The sequence below is a fragment of the Pseudomonas sp. 9_2_1 genome (genome assembly GCF_059295275.1).
Genome location: NZ_CM181239.1, coordinates 1,267,997 through 1,281,333, shown reverse-complemented (window position 1 = coordinate 1,281,333; position 13,337 = coordinate 1,267,997). Strand labels below are relative to the sequence as shown.

Here is a 13,337-nt window from a genome sequence, read left to right as displayed (position 1 = left end):
CCGCTGGCTGGCGCCACGGCAACGCGCGACGGCAGGTAATAGGCAGGCAAACGGAGAACGCGCAGGGGCCGCGGCCGCAGGCCACGGTGCACCGCGCATCACCCTCCGTGATGCCGTTGGCAGTTTCAGGCCGGTCTCCGGGCTTGTGAGCGGGCCTTGGCCCGGGCCTGCGCGCCTTCCCGGGTGCTGGCACCCAGTGGCCCTGCGCGGCCGCGACTCACCTACCGTTGCGGGGGCAGCGCCGGAATCGCGCCCTGCTGGCGCCCACCGGCTTCCCAGTTTCACCCTGCCAGGTCGAGGCTGGCAGGGCACCTGAAACACGCGCGAAGGTTAGAGGGTTGCACCCTGAGCGTCAATCGAACCGGGACCATTGCCGTCGAACAGGCACGCCACCGCGCAATGGCCAAATCCCCAAGGTGTGCCACACTCAACCCAGTGATGGCTCATAGCCATCACCCCCGAGTGAATGGGAACACACCTGCAACAGGAGAGCGCAGCATGCGAGGCCAGATCATCAACAACCCGCGCCTGGAGTTTCTCAGCCCCGTGCTGGAGCGCTGGGTCGACTGCATCGACCGCTTCAACCAGTTTGCCGGCGATGCTGAAGCCCCTTACTGGCACGGCGCCGCTGCCAACGTCGGGCTGCTGGCAGCGGCCGCCTGGCAGGCCGAGCTGGCAGCATTGCAGCAGTTCGCCGGCAAGAAGCAGCGCGACGAAGGCGAAAACGAAGGGCGTTGCGACCTGTCGATCATCAGCGCCGAGGAGGCCCTGTACCTCAGTACAAGCCAGCGCTGGCCGAAGGTCGGCCGGCTGGACATGGCTGGCGCCCTGCAACAGACCGCCGCCCTCGCCCGACAGGTCGCCTACCCGAGCCAGTTGAAGGCGGCGGCGCTGTTCATCAGCCCCTGGAAAGCAGGCCAGCACGCCAGCCCCGAAGAACTGCAGGACCTGGTCGACGACCTGAAAACGCATACCGCCTGCGCCATCGCCTGGTACTTCCCGTATGCCTATCGCAAGCTGCACAACGAGCAAGGCCAGTACTTCCCGGGGGTGGCGCTGCTGCTCAAACAAGCCTGAGCAGCGGGACGGCCACAAGATCAGGCCGGGAAGAAACGATCGACCAACTGCGGGCTACCCAGGCGCTCGAGGTAGGCATCCCTGGCAAACACCACGCCAGTGCGCAAGTCATACACCGGACCTGAAGCCGGCTTGGGTACCTGGCGCAACCGGACATTGACAAAGCGGTAGTCCGCCCCGGTGATCTGGCCTATATGCTCGATCTGGAAATAGGCGCCAGGCATGAACAAGGTTTCGGCTTCCTCCTTGTAGGCAGAGAACGCCGTGACCGGAACGCCACTCGAATACGCGCCAGCAGGTAGTTCGAACACCACTGAACTTTCATCGAACACACCGAGTTCCCCCGTACTGGCCATGTCATCCGGGTCGGCGGCGAACTTGCGCATCATGTATGGGTTTTCGGTGAAGGATGAGAGATCGGTGTTGACCAATGTATCGCCTACCTTGAAACGCCCACTGCGAAAATGCACGCCACTGGTGCCTCGTACCCCGTGCCCGCCGCGGTAAAGGGGGACTGCAGCATCCCGGGGCAGGCGCTCCATACTGGTTGCAAGCTTGTTCAGGTAGCGGACCGACGAGCTGGTTCGCTGCCCCTCACGCAGGAAACTGTTGATCGAATCATCATGCGTGTAGACCTCGATCAGGCTGTTGTTGTAGCCCGCGCCCTCCCGGTAGGTGTAATGCGCCTGCCCCTCGTACTCGACGTATTCGTATCCCTGGGAATCGGATAACGGATCGCCCCCGTCAGGCACCAAGGCGATATCCGCTGAATCCAGCAGCGCCTGATGCCGCAAGAACGCCTCAGTGGAGATTGCAGCACTGCGCTGCTGGTTACTGCGCATGTACTCGTCCCAGAATGGCGATGTCTCACTTGCCAAGCCGTCGTCAGGGGCCCCACCCGTCAGCCGCGGTGGTTCGAGCATCTCCCATTCGCCACTACCTGACAGGCGCACCGGGCGTATGGGGCTGAAGGCGAACGGGTTGTCCGGGTCAACCACCAGCCAGTGCTCGAGCTCGCTGCTGTAGCGCACCCGGTACGGCAAGCCACCCAGGTCAATCCAGCATTCGCCATTGGCGCCAAGCCGGATGCCCTTGAGCTCGTCGGCGCCAAGCGGCTTGCCCGCCAGCAGTACATTGGCCTCCTGCCCCTCCAGCACCTGTTCAGGCGCGGGTGCCACTTGCCAGCCGGCCAGTGAAGCCTCTGCCTCGTGAAATGCGGGTCGATACAACAGGGCTCTGAGCGTGCTCGCAGTCTTGGCGTCGACCTCGACCATGCCCAAGGCCGCGAAGATACTGTCGAATATCGCTGCCCCCAGCGCTGCCTCGCGGCCCTCGCGGGTACGGGCATGCAGGCCCTGATCGATATCTACATACAGCTTGGCAAGCGACAGGCCCAGAATCGCCAGCGGCAGGCTTGGGCATAGCGGCGCAAAGTAGAACGAGAACCGTAACAACACATCGACATAGCCGCTGAACATTCCTTCCCGCAACCGGTGGTTGTCCACCAGCATTTCAGCGTTGTGCCGCATGTTCTGCGCGGCGTCCTTCCCCAGGTGGGCGAAGAAATCACCTGAAACAGGCCTGTATGAACGCGCCAGCAGGCCCAGCGCCTCGCGCTCGCCCGGGCTATCTGCAATGGTGTGCAGGGCCTCTCGTGCATCATCCGTTTCCACCGTCAACTGCGGGTCTGTGACGATGCCCGCCAGTACACGCTGCACCCCCGCCTTGCTACGCAGCTGGGCGCTGAACCATCCGGCCATCGCTTCCGGTGAGTCAAAGCCGCGCAGTGTCTGTTCATCGAAAGGCAGGTAAAGCACGGTTCGCCCGTGTGGTAGCGACAGCACATACATCCACACCCGCCCAGCCCCTGCGGGGTGGCAGGCGCTGACGGCTATTTCGCTGGCCCCAGTCGGCTGACGCAGTTGTGCCAGGGTCGGCACGCTGCCTTGGGGCTTCAAGCCGATATTCACCAGGCTTCGCAGTTGCGAGGCATCGTCGCCAGTGATGCTGCCTTCGCGCAGCGCTCGCGCGCATTCACCCATCAGGTTGACCTTGGCCAACACCTGAAAGTCGCCCGCATGGGCAACCCAGAAGTCATTAACCTGCTGGCGCACGACCTGGGCAAAATCCAGCTTCCAGAAGTCGCGCTGTACATCGCGCGCCAGCATCGGCACTTCGTTACGTTCATCGAACCAGGGGGCATGGGGGCCCTGTCGGTAGAAGCCACCGTACAGGTCGAGCTCATCGGTGGCGTCCTGAAAGCCCAGGTCGAAACGCTCGATCACCAGCTCGGTCAGGCGCAGCGACTTGACCGGGGGGCCGCTGTGCGCCCAACCGTTGAAACTGCGGCTGCTGGAACTGGCACCCGTGAACTGGTGCCACCAGACACGGTCCGGATCCCAGTCTTTTTTCGTGTGCTGGCGCACGATGGCACTGGCATGGTCGCGGGCCAACCGGTAGGGGTCGGGGTACTCGCGAACAAAATCCCGCGCCAACTGCGCCAGCTCATGACCAGCCCCCAGCACTCGAAGGTTATGCAGCATTGCCTGTTGCAGGTCGTACATGGTCGTTTCCTGATAGATGCCGGAAACGAAATGTTCGTCAGCTGCACACCCCTGGCGGCGGTAGATATATCTGAGCGCGGTAGGTGACCCTGCCTGACTGAACCCAACGTGCAGCAGCGAGTTCTGAATGCAAAAGACTCCCTGCAGAGCAGCGCACATGAACCGAACCCGCACCCTCACTGCACTGACAATCGCGGCATGCCTGGCCGGCTGTGGCGAAACAGCCCTGTTGAATGTGGACCAGGGCAGCGGCCCGACGCCGCAATTGCCCGCCCCTAGAAAGTCCCTGATTCCCACCGTAAACGTTGCCCCGGCGATCGGCTGGCCGCAGGGCGGCAAACCCACGGCCGCAGCAGGCACGCAAGTGGTGGCGTTTGCCGACAAGCTCGACCATCCGCGCTGGTTGTACGTGCTGCCCAACGGCGATGTGCTGGTGGCAGAAACCAATGCACCGCCCAAACCCGAAGATGGCAAGGGCATACGCGGATGGTTCATGGGCAAGGCAATGCAACGCGCAGGCGCAGCGGTGCCCAGCGCCAACCGTATCACCCTGTTGCGCGATGCCGACCATGATGGTGTCGCAGAACTGCGCACACCGTTTATCGAAGGGCTCAACTCCCCGTTCGGCATGGCCTTGGTTGGCAATGACCTGTACGTCGCCGACACCGACAGGCTGTTGCGCTTTCACTACCAGCCGGGGGCTTTGCAGATAGGTGAAAAAGGGCAGCCGGTGGTCCAGCTGCCAGGCGGTCCGCTGAACCACCACTGGACCAAGAACGTGGTGGCTAGCCGCGACGGTAAAAAACTCTATGTGACGGTTGGCTCCAACAGCAATGTGGGAGAAAACGGCATGGACAAAGAGCAAGGCCGGGCGGCCATCTGGGAAGTTGACCCGGCCAGCGGCCAGCACCGGCTGTACGCCACCGGCCTGCGCAACCCCAACGGGCTGGCCTGGGAACCACACAGCGGGGCATTGTGGACCGCTGTGAACGAGCGCGACGAAATTGGCAGCGACCTGGTGCCGGACTACATCACATCGGTGCAGGACGGCGGCTTCTATGGCTGGCCCTACAGTTACTACGGGCAGCATGTAGACACCCGGGTGCAACCGCAGAACCCGCAAAAGGTGGCCCAGGCACGGGTGCCGGATTATGCGGTAGGCCCACACACCGCATCACTCGGGTTGGCATTCGCCGCCCCCGACGCTTTGCCGCCGCCCTTCAACCAGGGGGCACTGGTGGGCCAGCACGGCTCGTGGAACCGCAAGCCACACAGCGGCTACAAGGTGATTTTCGTGCCGTTCAACGCTGCCGGCAAACCATCGGGGCAGCCTGTCGACCTGCTGACGGGGTTTGTCGATGGCAGCGGCAATGCCATGGGCCGACCCGTAGGCGTGACCAACGACGGTCGCGGTGGCGTGCTGGTGGCGGATGACGTGGGCAATGTGGTCTGGCGAATCAGCAGGCTGCACTGAAGCAAAACCGCGGGCTGTCGCCGGCATGCCGGCGATGGCACCGGGTTAAGGATTCTGTGCCAGATGCCCTGCCGGGATCACCCGCTTGGCTTCCAGGTATGCCTTCGCCCAATAGCTGTTGGACAGGTAATCCAGGCGAACCGTGCCGCCAGTGGAAGGAGCATGGACGAAGCGCCCCTCACCTACATAGATACCCGCATGGCTGACCTGCGAGCCGCCGCTGGTGGCAAAGAACACCAGGTCACCGGACTGCAGCGACTTGGCGTCCACCGTCGGCGCACGCATGACGATCATCTCCCGCGTCGAACGCGGCAGGCTGATGCCGGCAGCATCACGGTACACATACTTGATCAGGCCACTGCAATCAAAACCGGAGTCCGGGGTGTTGCCGCCCCAGCGATAAGGCGTGCCTACCAGACCGATGGCACGGATCAGCACGTCATCGGCAATGGGCGAAGGGCTGGGCTGACTGTAGCTGACCTGCGGCTGCACCACAGGCGCCGGCGCGGGCGCGCGGCTGGAGCAGGCAGCCAGCAAGGCCGCCAGGGAGAGAAATGCAAAGCGCGCCATCTTTATCATGGCCAGACCATCCTGTCCGAGACTGCTGAACCGCAGCCGAAAAGAGTTGAGAATTCAGATTAGACGACTTCTGTAAATGCGCACGGCGGCGAGCTTTTTTCAAAGCATCGCCGCCGTGGCGGGTGCATCCGTTTCATCAGTTGCGCGCGATGTTGGTCGGCGCCATGGCCAAGGCGCGCTTGGCTTCGATGAAGGTCTTGCTCCAGTAGCGGTCACCGAGGCTGTCGATGCGCACGCCACCGCTGCGGCGGCTGCTGGAGTGGATGAACTGGTTGTCACCCAGGTAGATGCCGGCATGGCTGACGCGACCGCGGCCATTGGTGCTGAAGAACAGCAGATCACCCGGCTTGAGCTTGTTGCGTGCCACTTTCGGGGCATCGACGTTGATCATTTCACGCGTGGAGCGTGGCAGGGTCACGCCCGCCTCTTCGCGGAACAGGTAGCCGATGAAACCGCTGCAGTCGAAGCCGGACTTTTCCGAGGTACCACCGAAGCGGTAGCGGGTACCGATCAACGACATGCCACGCTCGAGAATGCTGTCCGCCAGCACTGGCAGCTGGTAAGGCTTGCTGCTGCTGGAGAAGACCTCCAGGTCATCTTCAGTGGCCAGCTCTTCCGGTTCGCCGAAAACCGACGAGGTCGAGGCTTTGGCCTTGACCGCCGACTGTGCGGCGATCGGGGTGTGATCCTGAGGTGCTGATTGAGAAGCCGGGCCATGGGCCGCGCAGCCAAAAAGCAGGGTCACGAGTGCGAGTGGCACGAGGGGTGCGAAGCGCTTCAGCATGGGCACGACCGTGTCTGTAATCCTTTAGAAGGGGGAAACTATGCCCTCTATCATGGCCATTTGCAAATTTTATCGAAAAACATGTGACTTTTTCGTTTTGCCGCTCTGGCCCAAGGTTTTCAGGGGGTTACCAGCCGAGGGTTTCCTTGAGAAAAGGGATGGTGAGCTTGCGCTGTGCCTGCAGCGAGGCCTGGTCGAGGCGCTCGAGCAGGTCGAACAGCGCACTCATGCTGCGCGCGCCACGGGTAAGGATGAAGTGACCGACTTCGTCGGTGAGGTGCAGGCCACGGCGCGAGGCACGCAGCTGCAGGGCGCGCAGCTTGTCTTCGTCGGACAGGCCACGCATCTGGAACACCAGGGCCAGGGTCAACCGCGACTTGAGGTCCGGCAACTTGATCGGCAGTTCGCGTGGCGAAGCCGAGGCTGCCAGCAACAGGCGTCGGCCGCTGTCACGCAGGCGGTTGAACAGGTGGAACATGGCCTCTTCCCAGTCTGCCTTGCCGGCGATCACGTGCAGGTCGTCGATGCACACCAGTTCATACTGGGCCAGGTAGTCGAGCAGCTCTACACCGCGCTCGAGCAGTTGTGCCAAGGGCAGGTAGACCGCGGGCTCGCCGCGCTGCTGAAAGCGGTGGGTGGCAGCCTGCAGCAGGTGGCTACGGCCAACACCCTGCTTGCCCCACAGGTAGATAAGGCTCTCGGTCCAGCCGGCGTCGGCTTCGCATAGCCGCTCGACGTAGCCCAATGCCGCAGCATTGGCGCCCGGATAGTAGTTGATGAAGGTGGCGTCATCGCGCAGGCGCACACCCAGGGGCAACTGGATCGGTGGTTTCATGCTCGCGGGCGGTCGGCAGGACCGCAGGGGGCCTTTGGTGAACAATGTGCAAAGTCTATACCCGCAGCGCTGGGTGCACAATCACGGCATCGGATAGCGCAAGGAAAATCAACAGGTTGCGGGTTTTGGGGTGGGTCGGAAGTATATGGCATCACAATTCCGGGTCCACATCCCCGGCATACATATCCGATTCCTTGTACAAATCATGCACATGCCGCAGCAGCACCATGATCACCGCGGCCACCGGCAACGCCAGCAAGACCCCGGTAAACCCGAACAGCTCACCGCCGGCAAGGATGGCAAAGATCACTGCCACCGGATGCAGCCCGATGCGGTCGCCCACCAGCAACGGCGTCAGCACCATGCCCTCCAGCGCCTGCCCGACCATGAACACGGCAACAATGCCCAGCATCGGGTACAAATCGCCGCCGAACTGGAACAGGCCGGCCACCAGCGCTGCACCAATGCCGATGATGAAGCCCATATAAGGAACGATGGCCGCAAGGCCCGCGAGCATGCCGATCAGCAGCCCCAGCTCCAGCCCCACCAGCATCAGCCCGGCAGAATAGATGAACCCCAAGGCCACCATCACCATCAGCTGGCCGCGAACGAACGCCCCAAGTACTTCATGGCATTCGCCCGCCAGGCCGACCACATCTTCCTCATGCTGGCGTGGCAGCAAGCTGCGCAGCTTGGCCATCATCAGGTCCCAGTCACGTAGCAGATAGAACCCCACGACCGGAATCAGGACCATGTTGGCCAGCCAGGCCATCAGCGCCAGGCTCGACGCCGTCGCCTGTGACAATACCACCCCGACAATGTCGGTGGTCTGCCCCATGTGTTCGCTGATGGCCGCCTTGATCTTGTCGAACTTCCAGAAACCATCGGCCAGCCCCAACCGGTGTTGCACCCAGGGCAGCGCCACATGCTGCAACCAGTCGAGCATCTGCGGCGCCAGCTCGTACAAACGCACCAGCTGCTTGGCCAGCATTGGCACCAGCACCAGCAACAGGGCCATGAACAGCAGAGTGAAGAGGCCGAACACCACTACCACCCCCCAGGTGCGTGACAACCCCCGGCGCTCAAGCCAGTCGACCAGGGGGTCGGCCAGGTACGCCAGGAGAATGCCGATCAGGAAGGGCGTGAGAATGTTGTGCAAGCTGTACAACAGTACGGCGAGCAGCAGTGCAACGCCCAGCCAGATCCAGCGACGCATGTCAGTCAATTTTGGAGCTCCTTACCAACGGAATCGCAGGCCATCGAACGGCTTGGGTGCAGGTTGCGCCGGCACGGCCGGGTCTTGCCCGGCAACTGGTGCCGGTGTCGCGGGCGCGGCTTGCTCTGCCGGCAGCTCCTGCAGCTTGGCCAGGGCAAGCTGGGCACGCAGCTGTTCACGGTTGGCGGTGACGCCATAGGTCAGGGTGGTCCCTTCGGCCAGTTGCAGGCGTGGGCCATAGGGCTCAAGCACACGGGCCAACTCCGCGTAGCGCTGCAGGCTCATCCCCTGCACCTGCACCTGCAATTGGCTGCTGGCGCCGGGGCGGGTGACATAGCGTGGCGCCAGGCGGCTGCTTACCGCCAGCATCACCGCATCGGCCAACGCCGCCTGGTCGGCGCCCTCGGCATTGCCCTGCTCGCGCTGGTCGCCCAGCCACAGCTGCCACTTGCCCTGCCACTTGCCGTCGGCCTCCTGGGCATGCACCGCCAGCAAGGCATCGGCGCCGTAACGTTCGGCGGCCTGGCGCAGCGGCGCCGGGTCGCTGGCTTCGAGCTGCTTGGCATTGGCCACCAGTTGTTCCTGCAGGTCAGCCAGCGGCAGACGCAGTGGCAAGCCACGGTGCTGGGCGGCACGGCGCAGGGGCTGGGCGCTGGCCTGGCCGTCACCGACCAGGCTGCTGCCCTCGACACTGTCGTTCAACCACCAGCCAAGGATCGACGGCCGGTTGCTGCCCCACAGGGCCAGGCCGGCCTTGCGCAGGGCCCGCTCGGTACTGCCAGGGTCGAATTCGACCAGCACCGACTCGGGTGGGCCGGCTTCGGTGCCCACCTGGTTGATGATTTGCTGGGGGTCCTTGCGCAGCTCGGCAAGGGCCGGGCTTTGCGCCGCCTTGGGGTCGCCGGTCAGGCGCAACACCAGCGTGTCAAGGGCCTGGGCAGTGGCGGCGGTACGCGCCTCAGCCCCCTGCCCGGTGACCGGTTCGCGCACCTGGTAAAGGCCGGAGACATTTTCAGCCAGGGCAGTGGCCGAGATCAGGGCCAGGCAACCTGCTGCCAGAATGTTGAACAAACGCATGGAGGGTTCCTGTCCATTTACCGCAATGCCTATACCTTATACACGGGGGCGCCAGGTAACCAGTCGCGCGGGTGAAAGATTGGTTGCTGCAGATATGCCTGGATCCGACAGGTGTCGGATCTCAGAGGTTCAGCGCCTCACCTTTACCCACTTTAATGCCCTGCCCGTCGGCCTGAGGATGGCCGCTGCCCGGCAACCCTGATAAAATCGCGCGCCTTCACAGACCACTGACGTTTCAGGCAGCCGCCGCTCACCCGCCGGCCTTGGCCGTCATGGTCGTTTTTAAGAATCCCTCCCTCCTAAAGGCCTGGATCAATGAGCAAGCAACCCTCCCTGAGCTACAAGGACGCCGGTGTAGACATCGACGCCGGCGAAGCACTGGTCGAACGCATCAAGGGCGTGGCAAAACGCACCGCACGCCCTGAAGTCATGGGTGGCCTGGGCGGCTTCGGCGCCCTCTGCGAGATCCCGGCCGGCTACAAGCAGCCGGTGCTGGTCTCCGGCACCGACGGCGTCGGCACCAAGCTGCGCCTGGCGCTGAACCTGAACAAGCACGACAGCATCGGCCAGGACCTGGTCGCCATGTGCGTCAACGATCTGGTTGTGTGCGGTGCCGAGCCACTGTTCTTCCTCGACTATTACGCCACCGGCAAGCTCAACGTGGACGTAGCCGCCACCGTGGTGACCGGCATCGGCGCCGGTTGCGAACTGGCCGGTTGCTCGCTGGTCGGTGGTGAAACCGCCGAAATGCCAGGCATGTACGAAGGCGAAGATTACGACCTGGCCGGCTTCTGCGTAGGCGTGGTGGAAAAGGCCGAGATCATCGACGGCTCCAAGGTTGCCACCGGCGACGCGCTGATCGCCCTGCCGTCCTCCGGCCCGCACTCCAACGGCTACTCGCTGATCCGCAAAATCCTCGAAGTGTCCGCTACCGACATCGAGAACACCCAGCTGGATGGCAAGCCGCTGACCGACCTGCTGATGGCCCCGACCCGCATCTACGTCAAGCCGCTGCTGCAGCTGATCAAGAACACCGGCGCCGTCAAGGCCATGGCCCACATCACCGGTGGCGGCCTGCTGGACAACATTCCGCGCGTCCTGCCGAAAAACGCCCAGGCCGTGGTCGACGTGGCCAGCTGGCAGCGCCCGGTAGTGTTCGACTTCCTGCAGGAAAAAGGCAACGTCGACGAGCATGAAATGCACCGCGTGCTGAACTGCGGTGTCGGCATGGTCATCTGCGTAGCCCAGGACCAGGTCGAAGCGGCCCTGAACGAATTGCGCGCCGCCGGTGAACAGCCGTGGGTGATCGGCCACATCGCCGAGGCCGCTGAAGGCGCTGCCCAGGTCGAGCTGCAGAACCTCAAGGCACACTGATGCCAAGCAAGACCTGCAATGTAGTGGTACTGCTGTCGGGCTCCGGCAGCAACCTGCAAGCCCTGATCGACAGTTGCCAGGGCCAGGACAGCACGGCGCACATCCGCGCGGTGGTGTCCAACCGCGCCGATGCCTACGGCCTGCAGCGCGCTGCGGCCGCCGGCATCGACAGCGCCGTGCTCGACCACACCCGCTACGACGGCCGTGAAGCCTTCGATGCCGCGCTAATGGCGTGCATCGACGGCTTTGCCCCGGACCTGGTGGTACTGGCCGGCTTCATGCGTATCCTCAGTGGCGACTTCGTACGCCACTACCAGGGCCGTCTGCTCAATATCCACCCGTCGTTGCTGCCCAGATACAAGGGCCTGCATACCCACCGCCGGGCCCTGGAGGCAGGCGACGCCGAGCATGGCTGCAGCGTTCACTTCGTGACCGAGGAACTCGATGGCGGGCCACTGGTCGTACAGGCTGTGGTGCCGTTGGTGTCTGATGACACCGTCGAAAGCCTGGCTCAGCGGGTGCACTGTCAGGAACATCTGATCTATCCGCTGGCAGTGCGCTGGTTTGCCGAAGGGCGCTTGCGTCTTGGTGAACAGGGTGCATTACTGGATGGCCAGCCGCTGCCCGCCAGCGGTCATTTGATTCGATCCTAGGAGAACTTATGCGTCGCGCCCTGCTCTTGGCACTTGCCGTGCTCGCCCTGCCCCTCCAGGCAGCTGATCTGAAGCCGTTCTCGGCCAGCTACACCGCCGACTGGAAGCAACTGCCCATGAGCGGCACCGCCGAGCGCAGCCTGGTCAAGAATGCCAACGGTACCTGGGACCTGAACTTCAAGGCTTCCATGATGATCGCCAGCCTGACCGAGCAAAGTACCCTGCGCCTGGAAAACGACACTCTGCTGCCGCAGAAGTACCACTTCGAGCGCGGTGGCCTGGGCAAGGCCAAGAAGGTCGACCTCAATTTCGACTGGACCGCCAAGAAGGTCACTGGCAGTGACCGTGGCGATGCCGTCAGCCTGCCGCTGAACCGCGGCGTGCTGGACAAGTCGTCTTATCAGCTGGCCCTGCAGCATGATGTGGCCGCTGGCAAGAAGAGCATGACTTACCAGGTGGTTGATGGTGACGAGATCGACACCTACGACTTCCGCGTACTGGGTACTGAAAAGGTCACCACCAAGACCGGCCAGGTCGATGCGGTAAAGGTCGAGCGCGTGCGCGACCCAAGCCAGAGCAAACGCATCACCGAGCTGTGGTTTGCCAAGAGCTGGGACTACTTGCTGGTGCAACTGCGCCAGGTGGAGACCGATGGCAAGGAGTACGTGATCGTGCTGCAGGATGGCACGGTCGATGGCAAGCCGGTGAAAGGCAACTGATACTGCCCTGCCAGCAACACCTGAAGCCCCGCCCAGTGCGGGGCTTTTTCATGGCTGGGCGGCCTACATGAAACTTGTTTCATGCCTGTTTTATTTACTTAGCCTGCTAACAAACTCTATAAAGAAGGTGTGCGACACAGTGTCGCAGCCAACTGAAGAAGTGGAGTTTACCGATGACAGTCCAAGTAACCGAACGCGACGAATCGAAAATGTCCCACGAAGGCCTGGCCGCTGGCGTGCGGATCTGGGATGTGCACCAGCAAGGCCAGCTGGTGGGCATGTTCCACAATGAGCACGAAGCGCATCAGTACCGCGTAGAACTGGAAGACCTGGAAAACCAGCGCACCACGCAATGACCGGGCTTTCAACGCAATGACCCAGCCTTCAAAAGAAAAACCCCGCCAAGGCGGGGTTTTTCGTGCTTACCACATCAGATCGTCAGGGATCTTGTAGGCCGCGTACGGGTCGTCCTCGTCCGCTTCCTCGACATGGGTGTTGAGCAACAGGATGCGACCAGGGTCACGCTCCTGGATCTTCACTGCCGCTTCTCGCGGAATCACCTCGTAACCACCACCATGGCCCACCACAGCCAATGCACCGTTGCTCAGCCGGGTACGCATCAGGGCGTTGACGGCGATGCGCTTGACCTTCTTGTCGTCGACGAAGTTGTAGTAGTCCTCGGTATTGAGCTTGGGCAGGCGGGTAGCTTCGATCAGTTGCTTGATCTGCGCGGCACGGGCCTTCTGCTCGGCCTTTTCCTGCTGCTGGCGGTTCAGCTCCTGGTCACGCTTGGCTTTTTCGGCCATGGCTTCCTTGGCCAGGCGCTGCTGACTGTCGTCCACCTCGACCTGGCCCTTGTGTTCCAGGCGTTTCTGTTTCTTCTCGGCCTTGGTGGCCTGAGAAACCTGTTTCTGGTTGACCAGACCGGCTTTGAGCAATTGGTCGCGAAGGGAAAGGCTCATGAATGTTCACTCACTTATGCAAC

Annotated in this window: 13 protein-coding genes and 1 riboswitch; of the genes, 6 read left to right on the top strand and 7 right to left on the bottom strand. The window is 62.8% G+C overall.

Annotation, left to right across the window (positions count from 1 at the left end):
- Nucleotides 1-111: 111 nt before the first annotated feature.
- Nucleotides 112-331, bottom strand: a riboswitch (cobalamin riboswitch).
- A gap of 167 nt (nucleotides 332-498) precedes the next feature.
- Nucleotides 499-1,077: a hypothetical protein gene (locus tag AC5O5I_RS05760; protein ID WP_172225415.1), complete on the top strand. Its 579-nt coding sequence runs from the start codon at nucleotides 499-501 to the stop codon at nucleotides 1,075-1,077.
- Nucleotides 1,078-1,097: 20 nt separating this feature from the next.
- Here the strand turns inward: AC5O5I_RS05760 and AC5O5I_RS05755 are convergent, their stop codons facing one another.
- Nucleotides 1,098-3,641: a dermonecrotic toxin domain-containing protein gene (locus AC5O5I_RS05755; RefSeq protein WP_494512193.1), complete on the bottom strand. Its 2,544-nt coding sequence runs from the start codon at nucleotides 3,639-3,641 to the stop codon at nucleotides 1,098-1,100.
- Nucleotides 3,642-3,798: 157 nt separating this feature from the next.
- Here AC5O5I_RS05755 and AC5O5I_RS05750 point away from each other — a divergent pair, with 157 nt between their 5' ends.
- Nucleotides 3,799-5,115, top strand: coding sequence for a PQQ-dependent sugar dehydrogenase (locus AC5O5I_RS05750; RefSeq protein ID WP_494512192.1), 1,317 nt, complete (start codon nucleotides 3,799-3,801; stop codon nucleotides 5,113-5,115).
- A 45-nt stretch (nucleotides 5,116-5,160) separates the two neighbouring features.
- Here AC5O5I_RS05750 and AC5O5I_RS05745 read toward each other — a convergent pair whose 3' ends face one another.
- The 5 genes from AC5O5I_RS05745 to AC5O5I_RS05725 form a co-directional block, all read right to left on the bottom strand.
- A complete protein-coding gene (locus AC5O5I_RS05745; protein ID WP_172230639.1) occupies nucleotides 5,161-5,694 on the bottom strand; it encodes a C40 family peptidase in 534 nt (177 codons plus the stop codon).
- Between the two features lie 136 nt (nucleotides 5,695-5,830).
- Nucleotides 5,831-6,478, bottom strand: a complete 648-nt coding sequence (locus AC5O5I_RS05740) for a C40 family peptidase (RefSeq protein WP_172230642.1) — start codon at nucleotides 6,476-6,478, stop codon at nucleotides 5,831-5,833.
- Between the two features lie 127 nt (nucleotides 6,479-6,605).
- Nucleotides 6,606-7,313 (bottom strand): DnaA regulatory inactivator Hda, encoded by a 708-nt coding sequence (gene hda / locus AC5O5I_RS05735; protein WP_056796562.1) that lies wholly within the window; start codon nucleotides 7,311-7,313, stop codon nucleotides 6,606-6,608.
- A 151-nt stretch (nucleotides 7,314-7,464) separates the two neighbouring features.
- A complete protein-coding gene (locus AC5O5I_RS05730; protein WP_172230645.1) occupies nucleotides 7,465-8,538 on the bottom strand; it encodes an AI-2E family transporter in 1,074 nt (357 codons plus the stop codon).
- 12 nt (nucleotides 8,539-8,550) lie between these two features.
- Entirely contained in the window at nucleotides 8,551-9,606 is a 1,056-nt protein-coding gene (locus tag AC5O5I_RS05725; protein ID WP_172286748.1) for a DUF2066 domain-containing protein, read from the bottom strand.
- Between the two features lie 315 nt (nucleotides 9,607-9,921).
- On the opposite strand from AC5O5I_RS05725, the gene purM reads away from it, so the two are divergent.
- The 4 genes from purM (at nucleotide 9,922) to AC5O5I_RS05705 (ending at nucleotide 12,708) form a co-directional block, all read left to right on the top strand.
- On the top strand, nucleotides 9,922-10,980 hold the full coding sequence (gene purM, locus AC5O5I_RS05720; RefSeq protein ID WP_016485267.1) for a phosphoribosylformylglycinamidine cyclo-ligase: 1,059 nt from the start codon (nucleotides 9,922-9,924) through the stop codon (nucleotides 10,978-10,980).
- A complete protein-coding gene (purN, locus tag AC5O5I_RS05715) occupies nucleotides 10,980-11,633 on the top strand; it encodes a phosphoribosylglycinamide formyltransferase (protein WP_172229543.1) in 654 nt (217 codons plus the stop codon). Before purM ends, purN begins: the two co-directional genes overlap by 1 nt.
- 8 nt (nucleotides 11,634-11,641) lie before the next feature.
- Nucleotides 11,642-12,352, top strand: coding sequence for a DUF3108 domain-containing protein (locus tag AC5O5I_RS05710; RefSeq protein ID WP_172229545.1), 711 nt, complete (start codon nucleotides 11,642-11,644; stop codon nucleotides 12,350-12,352).
- 173 nt (nucleotides 12,353-12,525) lie between these two features.
- Nucleotides 12,526-12,708, top strand: a complete 183-nt coding sequence (locus AC5O5I_RS05705) for a hypothetical protein (protein WP_012270943.1) — start codon at nucleotides 12,526-12,528, stop codon at nucleotides 12,706-12,708.
- Between the two features lie 66 nt (nucleotides 12,709-12,774).
- On the opposite strand, the gene AC5O5I_RS05700 is transcribed toward AC5O5I_RS05705, so the two are convergent.
- Nucleotides 12,775-13,314: a DUF2058 domain-containing protein gene (locus tag AC5O5I_RS05700; RefSeq protein ID WP_172229549.1), complete on the bottom strand. Its 540-nt coding sequence runs from the start codon at nucleotides 13,312-13,314 to the stop codon at nucleotides 12,775-12,777.
- Between the last annotated feature and the right edge of the window lie 23 nt (nucleotides 13,315-13,337).

Coding starts and splice junctions, on each gene's coding strand:
- AC5O5I_RS05760 (WP_172225415.1), top strand. CDS start 499: ATGCGAGGCCAGATCATCAACAACCCGCGCCTGGAGTTTCTCAGCCCC.
- AC5O5I_RS05755 (WP_494512193.1), bottom strand. CDS start 3,641: ATGTACGACCTGCAACAGGCAATGCTGCATAACCTTCGAGTGCTGGGG.
- AC5O5I_RS05750 (WP_494512192.1), top strand. CDS start 3,799: ATGAACCGAACCCGCACCCTCACTGCACTGACAATCGCGGCATGCCTG.
- AC5O5I_RS05745 (WP_172230639.1), bottom strand. CDS start 5,694: ATGATAAAGATGGCGCGCTTTGCATTTCTCTCCCTGGCGGCCTTGCTG.
- AC5O5I_RS05740 (WP_172230642.1), bottom strand. CDS start 6,478: ATGCTGAAGCGCTTCGCACCCCTCGTGCCACTCGCACTCGTGACCCTG.
- hda (WP_056796562.1), bottom strand. CDS start 7,313: ATGAAACCACCGATCCAGTTGCCCCTGGGTGTGCGCCTGCGCGATGAC.
- AC5O5I_RS05725 (WP_172286748.1), bottom strand. CDS start 9,606: ATGCGTTTGTTCAACATTCTGGCAGCAGGTTGCCTGGCCCTGATCTCG.
- purM (WP_016485267.1), top strand. CDS start 9,922: ATGAGCAAGCAACCCTCCCTGAGCTACAAGGACGCCGGTGTAGACATC.
- purN (WP_172229543.1), top strand. CDS start 10,980: ATGCCAAGCAAGACCTGCAATGTAGTGGTACTGCTGTCGGGCTCCGGC.
- AC5O5I_RS05710 (WP_172229545.1), top strand. CDS start 11,642: ATGCGTCGCGCCCTGCTCTTGGCACTTGCCGTGCTCGCCCTGCCCCTC.
- AC5O5I_RS05705 (WP_012270943.1), top strand. CDS start 12,526: ATGACAGTCCAAGTAACCGAACGCGACGAATCGAAAATGTCCCACGAA.
- AC5O5I_RS05700 (WP_172229549.1), bottom strand. CDS start 13,314: ATGAGCCTTTCCCTTCGCGACCAATTGCTCAAAGCCGGTCTGGTCAAC.